General features: G+C 60.8%; 10 protein-coding genes and 1 rRNA gene. 2 read left to right on the top strand and 9 right to left on the bottom strand.

The features are described from left to right. Positions 1 to 13 precede the first annotated feature (13 nt). Positions 14 to 850: an S-formylglutathione hydrolase gene (fghA, locus tag LRL22_RS13320; protein WP_270905558.1), complete on the top strand. Its 837-nt coding sequence runs from the start codon at positions 14 to 16 to the stop codon at positions 848 to 850. A gap of 50 nt (positions 851 to 900) precedes the next feature. Here the strand turns inward: fghA and LRL22_RS13325 are convergent, their stop codons facing one another. After that, the gene (locus LRL22_RS13325) at positions 901 to 1,623 is read right to left on the bottom strand and encodes a head GIN domain-containing protein (RefSeq protein WP_201988094.1); all 723 of its coding nucleotides are present in this window, start codon (positions 1,621 to 1,623) and stop codon (positions 901 to 903) included. Positions 1,624 to 1,986: 363 nt separating this feature from the next. On the opposite strand from LRL22_RS13325, the gene ovoA reads away from it, so the two are divergent. Beyond that, complete coding sequence (gene ovoA / locus LRL22_RS13330) at positions 1,987 to 4,137, top strand: 5-histidylcysteine sulfoxide synthase (protein WP_270905559.1); 2,151 nt, start codon at positions 1,987 to 1,989, stop codon at positions 4,135 to 4,137. Positions 4,138 to 4,216: 79 nt separating this feature from the next. Here ovoA and LRL22_RS13335 read toward each other — a convergent pair whose 3' ends face one another. From LRL22_RS13335 to rrf, 8 genes are all read right to left on the bottom strand, one after another. After that, positions 4,217 to 5,167, bottom strand: coding sequence for a bile acid:sodium symporter family protein (locus LRL22_RS13335; RefSeq protein ID WP_058056266.1), 951 nt, complete (start codon positions 5,165 to 5,167; stop codon positions 4,217 to 4,219). A gap of 295 nt (positions 5,168 to 5,462) precedes the next feature. Continuing rightward, a complete protein-coding gene (locus LRL22_RS13340; protein ID WP_040067598.1) occupies positions 5,463 to 6,908 on the bottom strand; it encodes an amino acid permease in 1,446 nt (481 codons plus the stop codon). 166 nt (positions 6,909 to 7,074) lie between these two features. Next, entirely contained in the window at positions 7,075 to 7,413 is a 339-nt protein-coding gene (locus LRL22_RS13345; RefSeq protein ID WP_179902794.1) for a tRNA-binding protein, read from the bottom strand. 76 nt (positions 7,414 to 7,489) lie between these two features. Beyond that, positions 7,490 to 8,935: an amino acid permease gene (locus LRL22_RS13350; RefSeq protein WP_058056269.1), complete on the bottom strand. Its 1,446-nt coding sequence runs from the start codon at positions 8,933 to 8,935 to the stop codon at positions 7,490 to 7,492. A gap of 102 nt (positions 8,936 to 9,037) precedes the next feature. Continuing rightward, positions 9,038 to 9,493, bottom strand: coding sequence for a beta-galactosidase subunit beta (locus LRL22_RS13355; RefSeq protein ID WP_270905560.1), 456 nt, complete (start codon positions 9,491 to 9,493; stop codon positions 9,038 to 9,040). Further along, a complete protein-coding gene (ebgA, locus tag LRL22_RS13360; RefSeq protein ID WP_270905561.1) occupies positions 9,490 to 12,564 on the bottom strand; it encodes a beta-galactosidase subunit alpha in 3,075 nt (1,024 codons plus the stop codon). The genes LRL22_RS13355 and ebgA overlap by 4 nt, the downstream gene beginning before the upstream one ends. 321 nt (positions 12,565 to 12,885) lie before the next feature. Next, positions 12,886 to 13,851 carry a transcriptional regulator EbgR gene (gene ebgR, locus LRL22_RS13365; RefSeq protein WP_216979859.1) on the bottom strand — a complete coding sequence of 322 codons (966 nt, stop codon included), beginning with the start codon at positions 13,849 to 13,851 and terminating at the stop codon, positions 12,886 to 12,888. A 165-nt stretch (positions 13,852 to 14,016) separates the two neighbouring features. After that, positions 14,017 to 14,131, bottom strand: a 5S ribosomal RNA gene (gene rrf, locus LRL22_RS13370). Positions 14,132 to 14,156: the final 25 nt, after the last annotated feature.

A 14,156-nucleotide genomic window follows, 5' to 3' on the forward strand; every position in this document is an offset into this window, starting at 1 on the left:
CAGGAGTCCTTCGATGAATCTGGAGATTATCAGCAGCAACAAGAGCTTCGGCGGCTGGCACAAGCGCTATCGCCACCACGCCAGCGTGCTCGGCTGCGAGATGAATTTTGCCATCTATCTGCCGCCTCAGGCCCTCACCGGCCAGAAGGTACCGGTGCTCTACTGGCTCAGCGGCCTCACCTGCACCGATGAGAACTTCATGCAGAAGGCGGGGGCACACCGCATCGCCGCCGAGCTCGGCATAGCCCTAGTGGCGCCGGATACCAGCCCCCGCGGCGACGGCGTGGCAGACGATCCCGGTTATGACCTCGGCATGGGGGCAGGCTTTTACGTCAATGCCAGCCAGAGCCCCTGGCAGGCGCACTACCAGATGTATGACTACGTCACCCGCGAGCTGCCCGATGTGATAGAGACCCACTTCCCGGTCTCGACCCGCCGCGCCATCAGCGGCCACTCCATGGGGGGTCACGGGGCGCTGATCGCCGCGCTGCGGGAGCCGGGTCGCTACCGCTCGGTCTCGGCCTTCAGCCCGATCTGCCACCCGAGCCGCTGCCCCTGGGGCCAGAAAACGCTCGGCGCCTACCTCGGCAGCAATCCCTTGTTGTGGCAGGAGTGGGATGCCTGCCAGCTGCTGCGCCACCAGCCGGTCACGCCGCTGCCCACCCTGGTGGATGTGGGACTGGATGATCCCTTTCTCGCCGAGCAGTTGCATATCGATGCGCTGGCCGAGGTGGCAGCCAGCAAGGAGTGGCCGCTGGAGCTCAACCGCCACGAGGGCTATGACCACAGCTACTACTTCGTGGCGAGCTTTATCGAGGCGCACCTGCGCTTTCACGCCCGCCACCTCTGATCAAAACAGGCCCGTTGCGGGCCTGTTTCAGTTGTGGTGATCGGTTGATATCAGCTGCCCGCGCGGGTCACCCCGCCGGAGCCTGCGATCTGCTGCTCCACCTTGGGATCGCCCCAGTAGGCGATGTTGCCTGAGCCGGCGATGCCGACTTTCAGCGTCTCCTGCGCCCGCACAGCCACATCACCGCTGCCGGCGATATTGACCTCTACCTCCTTGCCGCGCATCTCGCTCCCGAGCACATCGCCAGATCCGGCAATGTTCAGCTCGATGGCCTGTGCCGAACCGCTGCCCAGCTCCAGACTGCCGGTGCCAGCGATATTCCCTTCCAGCCGTTTCAGCTCCAGCTGACTGGCGACGATGTCACCGGTACCGGCCACCGACAGCACCAGCTCATCGCCCTTGAAGCCGCTCAGATCGCCGTTGCCGGTCCCGGCCAATGCCAGTTCGTTCAACACCGGCAAGGTGATGGTCAGCTCCAGCGGCTCGGTAGGATCGAGCCGGTAACCCTCCTTCACCTCGATCTCCAGCTTGTCGCCGCTCTCGGTCAGCTCCAGATAGGGCAGCAGGTTCTCCTGCCCCTTGATCAGGATACCGCGCGGCTCCCCCGCTACCAGATGGAGGGTGGCAGGCACCCCCGCCAGCACCCGGGTCACCCCGTCACCGAGCGCCTGCTGGCGCTCGACCACAGCACCCGTTCCGGTCACTCTGGTCTGATCCAGCCAGTGACAACCACTGAGCCCTGCCATCAACATGACAACCATCATCCATTTCATCGCTACTCTCCTCCTTATGTGTTGGCCATCCAGGGCCAATTGGTTTTCATGCTCTGCAAAGCGTGAGCCAAAAATTAACATTATGATTCAAAAGGAAATAACTTTTTCACCCAGAACAGAACGAAGAATTAAGAGAGCCATTTAGACCATATTTTGGTGAAAATAACCATTCTCGAACGGATATGATTGTGGCTGATTGGCGGGTCGTCCTGCCGGTCACTATGCTGACAGCCCGTGGAAGTTTTTAATTGCCCTGCCGGTCTGTTGAGCCAATAGTGGTACTTCGTGCGTACCAAGCTCTCCATTGCGGTAATGTCATTACCACTGTCTTGTCAGTCTTCACTGCCAACAAGGAGCCAGAGCGTGACCCAAGCAAGCCCTCTCTATGCCACCGCCACCGGTCTGCCGGAACCGACTCGCACCCCGCTGCTGACCGGCAGCGATCCCGAGCAGAAACGGCGCGAACTGCTCGCCTACTTCTGCCAGACCTTCGATCTCTACGACTCGCTGTTCGACTGTCTGGCCGATGAGCGGGCCTGGTTCAACAAGGCGATCCCGCTGCGCCACCCGCTCATCTTCTACTACGGCCACACCGCCGCCTTCTTTATCAACAAGCTGCTGGCGGCGCGCCTGATCGATCAGCGGCTGGATGCCCGCATCGAGGCCATGGTCGCCATCGGGGTGGACGAGATGAGCTGGGATGATCTGGACGAGACCCACTACGACTGGCCAAAAGTCACCGAGCTGCGCAGCTATCGGGCCAGAGTCCGTTCGCTGGTGTGCGATTTCATTCGCCAGATGCCGCTCACCCTGCCCATCGACTGGCAGAGCCCGGCCTGGGTGATCCTGATGGGGATAGAGCACGAGCGCATCCACCTCGAGACCTCCAGCGTGCTGATCCGCCAGTTGCCGCTCGCCTGGGTGCGGCCGCAGCCTTATTGGCCCGCCTGCACCGAAGCCCGCCATCGCATTGATCAGGTGCCCGCCAACAGCCTGCTGCCGATGGCCGGCGGCAAGGTGCGCCTTGGCAAGCAGGACGCCACCTACGGCTGGGACAACGAATATGGCGAGCGCCATATCGAGCTGGCCCCGTTTCAGGCCAGCCGCATGCTGGTGAGCAATGCCGAGTACCTCGCCTTCGTCCAGGCGGGGGGCTATGGCCAGCAACAGTGGTGGGATGAGGAGGGATGGGGCTGGTGCCAGTACGCCAAGGCGCAGATGCCCACCTTCTGGGTCGGCGACCCCGCCGAACCCGGGCAGTTGCAGCTGCGGCTGATGACCGAGCAGATCGCCATGCCCTGGGACTGGCCAGTCGAGGTAAACCAGCTGGAGGCGGCTGCCTTCTGTCGCTGGAAGGCGGCACAGACCGGACTCCCCATCCAGCTGCCGAGCGAGGCGGAATGGATGCTGCTGCGCGAGCAGCTACCCGGCGATCAGCCGGACTGGACGGAAGCCCCCGGCAATATCAATCTGGCCCGTTTCGCCTCCTCCTGCCCGGTGGATGCCTGCCCGCAAGGGGAGTTCTTCGATCTGGTGGGCAATGTCTGGCAGTGGACCAGCACCGCCATCGACGGTTTCGACGGCTTTAAAATCCACCCACTCTACGACGACTTCTCCACCCCCACCTTTGATGGCAAGCACACCCTGATCAAGGGCGGCAGCTGGATCAGCACGGGTAACGAAGCGCTCAAATCATCCCGTTACGCCTTCCGGCGTCACTTCTTCCAGCATGCGGGTTTCCGCTATCTGGTCTCCCGTTATCAGGAACCCGTTATCGTGAATCCCTATGAAACCGACACGCTGGTCGCTCAGTACCTCGACTTCCAGTACGGCCCGAGCCACTTCGGGGTAGCCAACTACGCCAAGACGCTTGCTGATCTTGCTGGCGAGCTGTGCAGCAACCACCAGCGGGCGCTGGATATCGGCTGTGCCACCGGCCGCGCCAGCTTCGAACTGGCCCGCCACTTCCAGCATGTGGACGGGGTGGACTACTCGGCCCGCTTCATCGATGTGGCGCTGGCCCTCGCCAGCCAGGACAGCTTCCGCTACGCCATTCCGCTGGAGGGTGAACTGGTGGAGTATTGCGAGGCGCGCCTGTCGAGCCACGGGCTGGGGGCGAGTCAGGCTGAGCGCATCCACTTCAGTCAGGGGGATGCCTGCAACCTCAAGCCCAAATATGACCACTACGATCTGGTGCTCGCCTCCAATCTGATCGACCGGCTGCGGGAGCCCGCCCGCTTCCTGCGGGATATCGCTCCCCGACTGCGCAGCGGTGGCCTGCTGGTGCTCACCAGCCCCTATACCTGGCTGGCGGAATATACCCCGCCCGCCAACTGGCTCGGCGGCATTCGCGAAAACGGCGAGGCGCTCACCACCTATCAGGCGCTGCAACGGCTGCTGGCGGCGGAGTTCGAGGAGCACTGCCCGCCGCGGGATGTGCCTTTCGTCATCCGCGAGACCGCCCGCAAATACCAGCACACGGTGGCGCAGCTGACCGTCTGGCGCAAACGCTAGCACGCCGGTCGACATGCAGATGAAAAGAGGGAGGCCAACGGGCCTCCCTCTTTTCATGGCAGTCAAAATGGCGCGAGTATCAATGCCCCTGCTCATGATAGCGGCGGGCCAGCACGGCGCAGACCATCAGCTGGATCTGGTGGAAGATCATCAGCGGCAACACCATCACCCCGACGCTGGCGGCCGGGAACATGACGTTGGCCATCGGCACCCCGTTGGCGAGGCTCTTCTTGGAGCCGCAGAAGACGATGGTGATCTCGTCCGCCTTGTCGAAACCGAGACGACGGCTGATCCAGACGTTCCAGCAGAGCACCAGCGCCAGCAAGACGCAGCTCAGCAGCACGATACTGGCCAGGTCGTACCAACCTACTTGGTGCCAAATCCCCTGCACCACCGCCTCGCTGAAGGCGACATAGACCACCAGCAGGATGGAGCTCTGATCCAGCTTGCCGATGAGCGGGCGGTGGCTATCGACCCAGCGGCCGATGAGCGGACGGGACAAATGCCCCACCACAAACGGCAGCATCAGCTGCATCATGATGGACTGAATGGAGTGCCAGGTGTCGATCCCCTCCCCCTGCACGTGGATCATCATCCCCACCAGCACTGGCGAGAGGAAGATGCCGAGGATGCTGGAGGCCGAGGCGCTGCACACTGCCGCCGACACATTGCCCCCCGCCATCGAGGTAAAGGCGATGGCCGACTGCACGGTGGCAGGCAGGGCGCAGAGATAGAGGAAGCCGAGGTAGATAGCCGGGCTCAGCCAGCTCGGCACCAACGGGGTGAGCAGCAGCCCGAGCAGCGGAAACAGCACGAAGGTGCTGAGCATCACCACCAGATGAAGCCGCCAGTGACCGAGGCCCGCCAGCAGGTTCTGGCGCGACAGCTTGGCGCCATGCATGAAGAACAGGAGCGCCACCGCCAGCTTGGTCAGCAGACCGAACCAGACGGCCACCTGCCCCTCGCAGGGAAAGAGGGAGGCCAGGGTGACCACCGCAATCAGCACAACAGTAAAGGGATCCAGACGCACGAAAGGTCTCCATCAGAAGGGCATCCTGCTGCCGTGGCGGCAGTCAGGACTGGGGAAGACAAGAAACAGAGCGGGAGATGTCTGGCACCTCCCGCTAAAACGAACCTCCAGCTTACCCCGATAACGGAGAGGCGCAAAGTTGAGCGGCGAATAATTGTTCATCAATGCTTAACGCCTTCGCCATATCGAGTAGCAAAAGTTGACGATAAACCGGCCCTGACAGCTCCCAAACGGCTAAAAATGGATAAAAAAACGGGCGACCAAGGCCGCCCGTTCCGCTTTTTCACCCAGCCGATCAGCGCTGGCTGGCCAGCTTGCCGTTGCCGGTTTTCTTCTCATTGCCGGCGAGCTTGCGGGCCTGCCGCTTCTCGAAGCGGGAGATCCACCAGTAGGCCAGCGCCGAGAATACCGCGGTCATAAAGACGTTGATGAAGAAGGCGCGCACCAGATCCACCCCGGCCGGGAAGGCGGAGGCGCTCATGCTCACCACGAAGATGGCGATCAGCACCGATACCACGCCCATCCCGAACTTGCGCGACCCCATGCGGAAGTCGCGGGGGGTGTCGTCATGTTTCCAGCGGAACACGAAGTAGGCCACCATGATGAAGATCGGCGGCAACATGGCGGTGCCGGCGGTAAGGTTGATGGCGGTGTTCATCATCTGCTGCACCGACTCGGAGCCGAAGCCGTTGACCACCAGCATCGCGAACACGAAGACAAACTGCCACCAGGCGGCGCGCACCGGCACGCCGTGCTCGTTGAGCTGGGTGGTCTTCTCGCCGTAAACCCCCTGCGGGATCTCGGAGAAGTGGATCTTCACCGGCGCCGAGGTCCACATCATCATGGAACCGAACATGGCGATGAACAGCACCACGCCGACGAAGCGGCCCACCAGCGCCTCGGAGAGCCCGAAATACTGCGCCATGCCGGTGAAGATCTCCACCATGCCGCCGGCATAGGTGAGGCTCTCGCGCGGCACGAACACGTTCACCAAGAGGGAACCGACCGCATACATGGCACCGATGACGATACCGGCACTGATGATCACCTTGATGAAGGACTTCTGGCCCCCCTTCACATCATTGAGGTAGGCCGCTGCGGTCTCGGCACCGCCCGCCGCCTGGAAGATCCAGCACATGATGCCCAGCGTCGCCCAGTTGACGGTGGGAGTCATCGCCTCCAGCGTGATGGGCTGGGCCGGCACATGATCGCCACTCAGAGCCATGAGGGCGCCCAGCACATAGATGGCGAACAGGGCAAATACCCCGTAGGCCACGATCTCGGCAATCTTGCCGAGCCAGCTCGCTCCCTTGGTGGAGATGTGGGTCGCCGCCGCAAACAGCACGATGGAGATGATCGAGGTAACCATGGGCGAGAAGCTGTACTCATAGCCCAGCATGGCGTAGGAGGCGTAGGCGATGACGTTGGGCAGCAGGGAGACGAACCAGAACAGGTTCACAAACCAGTAGAGAAACGAGCCCAGATAGGCCATCCGGGTGCCGAGCGGCTTTTTCAGCCAGTCGTACATCCCCGACTCGGAGTTTTTGTTGGCCGAAACGAACTCGGCGATGATGAAGACGAACGGAATGAAGTAGACGATGGTCGCCAGCAGGAAGATGGGGGCGGAGCTGAGCCCCAGCTCGATGTTGTTGTTGACGATGTTGCGCACGTTGAACACGGCGGCAAAGGTCATCGACAACAGGGCAAACTTGCCTATGGTGCCGCGTACGGATTCAGACATGGTGTCCTCCAGTGGACTCGCGCTCCCTGCGGGTAACGCTGTGACTCTGTGATGTGTTCGGCAAGGGTCTGTCGGCCCCGCGCTTTACTCTCTTGTTATGATCGGGCCGCGTGCACGGCCTCGTTGCTGAACCGGTGCCGTCTCCCGCACCGGCTCGCAATACCAGTCAGACGATCGGGGTGCCCGGCGCCATCGGCACCCGGGGCTGCAACAGCACGCTCTGGCTCTCGTCCGGGGTCTCGGCGCAGAGCAACATGCACTCGGAGCGCTCGCCGCGCATCCTGGTGGGCTTGAGGTTGGTCAGTACCACCACCTCGCTGCCCATCAGCTCCTCTTCGCTGTAGTAAGGCACCAGACTGGTGACGGTCTGCAGCGGCCGCTCGCCACCCACGTCGATCTGGACGATGTAGAGTTTGTCGGCACCGGGGTGACGCACCACCTCCAGCACCTTGCCCACCTTCATCTCGACCCGTTTGAATTCGGCAAACTCGATCGTCTCGTTCATGCTCTTTTCCTTTTCTGGTTCAACGGTTTGCGGGTGGCCAACGGCCACCCGGTTTGATTGGAATTCAATTCAGTGCCTATGGCGTCTGCATGGCGACCTGTGCCGTCGGCTGAGCCTCTTTGGCACGCGCTTCGGCGCTGAGGGAGGCCTCGTATCTGTTGTATTTCCACCAGGCGAAGCCGAGGAAGATCACGATCCCGCCGACGTTGTAGAAGATGATGGTCATGATGTCGGCGCCGGTCGGGAAGGTGGAGGCGAGGAAGCCCACCGAGAAGATGGCGATCAGCACCGAGACCACGGCGATGCCGGTGGTACGCGAACCCATCCTGAAATCCCGCGGCAGGTGATCGAGCTTCAGACGCAGATTGAGGTAGGCCAGCATGATGAACAGCGGCGGCAGCATGGAGGCGGCGGCGGTCATGTTGATGACGGTGTTCATCAGATCCTGCGCGGTGTTGGAGCCCAGGGTCGGGATCACCATCAGCGGCAGCACGATGAGGTACTGGATCCAGGCTGCACGGGCAGGCACGCCGTTCTCGTTCAGCTCGACCGTCTTCTTGCCGAAGATACCGGCCGGGATCTCGGAGAAGAAGATCTTCACCGGGGTCGCCGTCCACATCAGCAGGGAGCCGAACATGGCGGTGAAGGAGACCAGACCCACGAAGCGGTTCATCAGGATCTCCGGCAGGCCGAAGTAAGCGGCCAGCCCCTCAAATACCTGCACCGAGCCGCCGGTATATTTCAGGGTACCGCTCGGCACGAACACGTTGATCAACAGTGATGCGATGGAGTAGAGCACGCCGATAAAGATCCCGGCGATGATGATCACCTTCACGAAGGATTTGGAGCCACCCTTCACGTCATTGACGTAGACCGCCACCGACTCGGCGCCACCGGCTGCCATAAAGATCCAGGTGGTGATACCGAGGAAGGCCCAGCTGAAATCGGGGACCATGGCCTCTACCGTGATGGGGTCGGCCGGTTGCACACCGCCCACCAGTGCCGCACCTGCCAGCAGGATGTAGGAGAGGGTCAGCAGCAGCATCAGGGACGAGGTCACCGAGGTGATGGGGCCGAGCATCTTGGCGCCGTTGGTGGAGACATAGGTGGCAAAGGCAAACAGCACCATGCTCAATGCCGTGGTCGCCACCGGGGTGAGAATGTACTCGTAACCGAGGAAAGCATAGGAGGCGTAGGCGATAACCCGCGGCAGCAAGGAGGTGAAGAAGAAGAGGTTCACGAACCAGTAGGTGTAGGCGGAGATAAAGGCCCAGCGACCGCCGAGGGAGCTCTTCACCCAGGCATACACCCCCGCTTCGGAGTTTTTGTTCAGTGACACGAACTCCGCAATGATCAGGCAAAACGGAATGAAGTAAAAAATAGTGGCCAGAAAGAACATCGGGGCCGAGGCCAGACCGATCTCGATGTTGTTGTTGATGACATTGTTGAAGCTGAATACCGCCGCGAAGGTGAGCGACAGCAGACCAAACTTGCCTATCGTATTGCGTTTGGAATCAGACATGGTGCATCTCCAGACCTGTAGTTATCTCGCGAAAGGGCGGGGCATGATTTGTAGGGTGAGCCCCGCCCTTCCGGCTTTTGTCAGTGCAGAACCAGCGGCTTGTTATTTGTTTTTGAAGTAGCCGCCTTCGACGGTGACCTTGATGATCACCTTGCGCACCGGCCCGTCGCCGACGAAACGGTAGGCCTCGTCGTTCTCGAAGATCACCACCTGACCGTTGCCGACTTTCTGGCGCGCACGCACCTCGCCTGCCAGCCACTCGCGGTCGGTGGTGTCGTCATAGGCCTGCTCGACCCCCAGCTCCGATTTGGGAGCCCACACCACCGTCTCTGCCCCTTCCAGGTAGTAGTGGACGTCGAAGTAGCGGCGCTGCCCCTCGAACAGTGAGGTGGCCGGGCTGGCCCCCTCCTGCAAGCGATAGGTGAGGGAGTCACCGATGGAGTGGCAGATACCAGGCTTGAGGTTGGCCAGGTTGTTGATGGCCTCCACGCAGCGGCCCCACTTCTTGCCCTCCCGGTAGATGTTTTTGAACAGGGTCAGGTTGTCCAGGGTGATCATGCGAGGTTCCTCCCGCCGTTGATGGTGAGATCGAGCCCGGCCAGCGCAGCCGGATTGAGGTTGCCACGGGCGATGGGCAGCAGGGTCAGGCCGAAGCTGAATGGCTCGAAACGCACTCGCCAGGAGTCCAGTACCTCGGAGCCCCAGGAGTTGGAGCCAAGCCCCAGTACCTTGTGATCCAGATTGAGGGTGAGATAACCGCAGGGCTCCAGCTCGTTGATGTGCTGCGCCGCGTGGATATGCTCCCAGCTGTAGGGCCAGACGCTCAGGTTGATGGGGGCATCGGGTCGCACGTAGAGACCGGCACCGTGGCGGTTGGTCAGGGTCGCCCAGCGCACCTGCTGGCGGTTGCCGTTGTCCTGCGGGAAGGGGTAGTGCTCCCACATCTCGCCGACTGTGCTGTTGAAGCTGTCGATCCAGTTGCTCTGGCGACTGTCCTGATAGTTTTCGCCCGGCCCCATGCCGTAGTAGTGCACCCGGTCGAGATCCTGACGAATGCCCAGCTCGAAGCCGATCTTGGGGATGATGTCGTCATAACCGCCGTAGGGCTGGCCACAGAGCGCCACGTGCAGTTGGCCGTTCGGGCTCAGGGTGTAGACGTAGCGGCAGCGCATGCCGAAGTCGAACACCGGCGGCGCGATCAGGCTCTCCACCGTCACCTCGACCGCCTCACCCAGCTGACGCCAGCTTAAGCCACGGAAGTGCTCCTGCATGATCTGCAGGTGGTTGGGGTGCCACAGGCTCTCGTACTCCTGCTTGTGGTTGTCGATCATCGGCTTGAAGAAGGTGAGGCGCGGCGAGCGCTCAATCAGCTCGATACCATCCTGCTGCCAGCTCACCAGCTTGCCGTCGAGGCGCGAGAAGCGCAGGGCAAAGCCGCTACCGCTCAGGGTCAAATCGAGCCGCTCATCGGCGATATGCAACGGGGTCGCGTTGGGGTTGGCAAAGGGTCGCAGCTGGCGAGTCGATACCTTCAGCTGGAACTGGTACTGGCCAAGCTCGTGCTCCGCCGCGCTGTAGCGGGTGGCGGTGGCCTTGATGACCCGCAGCTGGACGAAGGTTTCTCGCCCATCGAGGGATGGCAGTTCGAGTTGCAGCTCAGTGGTGGCACCGGGAGCCACCCCTTCCAGCCGGATCTGCTGGCTGGCCAGCAGTTCGCCCTCGGCCTTCACTTCGACCAGCAGACGGATGTCGTCGAGAGTGGAGAACCAGTAGCGGTTTTCCACTTCCAGCTTGCCGCTCGCCAGATCCAGGGCGCGCACCTTGACCGGGCAGATTACCTGTTTGTATTCGCGCAGGCCCGGCCCCGGGGTCTGATCCGGATAGATAAGGCCATCCATGCAGAAGTTGTAGTTGTTGGGGTAGTCGCCGTAGTCGCCGCCGTACTTGTAAACGGGGCGTCCCTGCTCGTCCTGATCCAGAATGCCGTGATCGCACCACTCCCAGATGTAATGACCCTGAATGTGGGGATGACGGTCGAACACCTGCTGGTATTCGCTCAGGCCACCCGGGCCGTTGCCCATGGCGTGGGCGTATTCGCAGAGGATGCGCGGCTTCTCCATCGGGAACTCGCCGAAGCAGTTCATCTGGGAGACGCGGGAATACATGGTACTGACCACATCCACCACCTCGGCATCGCGATCCTCTTCGTAGTGCACCAGCCGGGTCGGGTCGATCGCCTTGCAGCGCTGGTACATGGCTCTGATGTTGCAGCCGTAGCCGGACTCGTTGCCGAGCGACCAGATGATGATGGAGGGGTGGTTCTTCTGGGCGTGCACGTGGCGCTCGATGCGATCCACGAACACCGGCTCCCAGAAGGGGTCATCGGTGATGCGGCTGAGATCGCCAACGTTGGCAAAACCGTGGGTCTCCACGTCGGTCTCCGCCATCACGAACAGGCCGTACTGGTCGCACAGCTCATAGAAGCGAGGGTCGTTCGGGTAGTGGGCGGTGCGCACCGAGTTGAGGTTGTGCTGCTTCATCAGCACGATATCGCGCTCCACTCGGTCCATACCGACCGCACGGCTCTTGAGGTGGTCGTTGTCGTGACGGTTCACCCCGTGCAGCTTGAGGTAGTGGCCGTTGACGTAGAAGAGGCCATCCTTGACCTTGATTTCACGCACCCCGACCCGCTGCGGGATCACTTCCAGCAGCTCGCCCTGACCGTTGTAGAGGGAGAGTTGCAGCTGATAGAGGTAAGGATCTTCGGCACTCCACAGATGGGGGTTGGCCAGATCCAGCGTGAAGCGGCAATCACACTTGCCGTCTATGGCGAGATGGTCGAGGGAGCCACTGGCGATCTCGCAGCCCTGATCCAGCAGCGACCAGATCAGACGGTGATCACGGGCGGCCGCCCCCAGGTTCTCGAGCTGGATATCGCAGCTCAGGGTAGCGCTCTGATTGTCATCGGCCAGCGCGGTGCGGATGAAGAAGTCCTGCACATGGGCGGCCGGTTTGCCCACCAGATAGACGTCGCGGAAGATCCCCGCCATCCACCACATGTCCTGATCTTCGATATAGGTGGAGTCGGCCCACTGCATCACCCGCACCGACAGCAGGTTCTCGCCAACCTTGGCGTAGGCACTGATATCGAACTCGGCGGTGAGACGGCTGCCCTTGCTGAAGCCGACGTAGTGGCCGTTCACATAGACCTCGAAGTAGGTCTCCACCCCGTCAAACTTGATGATCACCTGCTCGCCGTCCCAGGCCGGGCTCAGCGTGAAGCTGCGCTGATAGGCACCGGTGGGGTTGTTGGTCGGCACGAAGGGCACATCGATGGGGAAGGGAAAACCTTCGTCGGTGTACTGCAGCTGGCCATGTCCTTCCATCTGCCACATGTTGGGCACGGTGATCTGGCCCCACTCGCTCATGGGGCTGTGATAGAAGGCCTCCGGCACCTGCAGGGGGTGGTCGAAGTAGTGGAACTGCCACTGGCCGCCAAGGCTCAGAAAACGGCGGCTCAGCTCGCGCTGCATGGTGGCCGCCAGCGCGTGGTCGGCATAAGAGAAGAAGTAGGCACGCGGGGCCAGCCTGTTTTCACCAACGAATTGGACGTTTTCCCAGTTATTCACATGTCCTCCCGGAACAAGGCAACGTTAACTGGGTAAACTTTAGATAAACATTTACTAAATATCAGCTTGGGATTGGTAAAGTTTTAACCTGATCACAATGAACAGATGGTTTTGTGAGCGAGATCAGAAGCGGGAGATAAAGGAGGGCAAGATATGGATGAGTGGCATGGATGTTGATGGCAGCTGGCTGATTAGCAATAAAATCAACTATAAAACAATATGATATGAAGTTGTTGGATGATATGGGAAAGAGGTTTGCTTGGGAGAGGAGTCGCACCACCGCAAGATGGCACGACTAAAAAGCAGGGTGTTTTACTAAAATCAGCGAGTGGTGCCGCGCAGGGTCAACTTGCTCGGTACCAGCACCCGGAGTGGAATATCACGCTCGTCTCGCAGCCGCTCAACCAGCAAATTGACCCCCTGGGAGCCCATCAACTCAGAGTGGATCCGCACCGTGGAGAGCGGCGGGAAGGTGAACTTGGCGGTCGGAATATCGTTGACGCTGATAAGCTCGATCTGCTGGGGAATCGCCAGTCCCTTCTCATGAATGGCACGCAGCACACCAATGGCGATGGAGTCGGAGGCGACGAACAGCGCCTTGGGCCAATCCCCTGCCAGCATCTCCTTCGCCAACTGGTAGCCGGAGGCGCTGGAGAAGTCGCCGCGATAGAGATCGCTCTCCTGCACCACCCCCAGCCGCTGGCCATAATCGCGGAAGGCCAATTCACGCAGATCCGGATTCTCATCCTGGCCACCGATATAACCGATGCGCTGATGCCCCTGCGCGATAAAGTAATCAACCACTTGCTGGCTGATCAGGGCAAGATCCACATCGACCGAGTCGAACTCTCCCGGTGAACGGCAGTCGACAAACACCAGCTGGCTGGAACAAGCCCTGAGTTGGGCCAGACGCTCGGACGTGAGGGTGCCGACCACCAGAATGCCATCCACGGCGCTCAATTCACGCCCTTCACCACAGTTGTAGAGATGGGTCAGCTCGATATTGAGGCGGGCACTCTGGGTCTCGATGCCATAACGGATAGCGAGATAGTAGGGATCGTTGACCTCGGTACTCTGGGGATAGGCATAGACCACCAGAAAGTGCAGCTTGCTCTTGTGTACCCCCTTGCGGGCGCTGCTGGTCTTGTACTCCAGCCGTTCGGCAATCTCGAAGATCCGCTGCTTGGTCTCTTCCTTGACGCTCAGGCTGGGATCCTCGTTCAGTACCCGGGATACCGTGGCGAGAGAAACCCCCGCTTCCTGTGCAATTTCCTTCAACGTAGCCATCAATACCTCGCTGGCAGCATCACGTGTTAATCGGCAACGGCTAAAGAGTAACGGGCAATCCCTTGATAGCCCAGCACTTTTACTAAAATGCCGGCGGCATGGCAGATTTTTGGAAGTCAGAAATGCAAAAAGGCCTCCCGAATGGGAGGCCTCTTCTAAATAGGTGCCTGACAGTGTCCTACTCTCGCATGGCGAATGCCACACTACCATCGGCGCTACCGCGTTTCACTTCTGAGTTCGGCATGGGATCAGGTGGTTCCACGGCGCTATTGCCGTCAGGCAAAAGCTTTTAAAACTAACTTGAA

The sequence above is a fragment of the Aeromonas sp. PI_26 genome (genome assembly GCF_027854445.1).
Classification (GTDB): domain Bacteria; phylum Pseudomonadota; class Gammaproteobacteria; order Enterobacterales; family Aeromonadaceae; genus Aeromonas; species Aeromonas veronii.

Coding starts and splice junctions, on each gene's coding strand:
- fghA (WP_270905558.1), top strand. CDS start 14: ATGAATCTGGAGATTATCAGCAGCAACAAGAGCTTCGGCGGCTGGCAC.
- LRL22_RS13325 (WP_201988094.1), bottom strand. CDS start 1,623: ATGAAATGGATGATGGTTGTCATGTTGATGGCAGGGCTCAGTGGTTGT.
- LRL22_RS13340 (WP_040067598.1), bottom strand. CDS start 6,908: ATGTCTGAATCCGTACGCGGCACCATAGGCAAGTTTGCCCTGTTGTCG.
- LRL22_RS13345 (WP_179902794.1), bottom strand. CDS start 7,413: ATGAACGAGACGATCGAGTTTGCCGAATTCAAACGGGTCGAGATGAAG.
- LRL22_RS13350 (WP_058056269.1), bottom strand. CDS start 8,935: ATGTCTGATTCCAAACGCAATACGATAGGCAAGTTTGGTCTGCTGTCG.
- LRL22_RS13355 (WP_270905560.1), bottom strand. CDS start 9,493: ATGATCACCCTGGACAACCTGACCCTGTTCAAAAACATCTACCGGGAG.
- ebgR (WP_216979859.1), bottom strand. CDS start 13,851: ATGGCTACGTTGAAGGAAATTGCACAGGAAGCGGGGGTTTCTCTCGCC.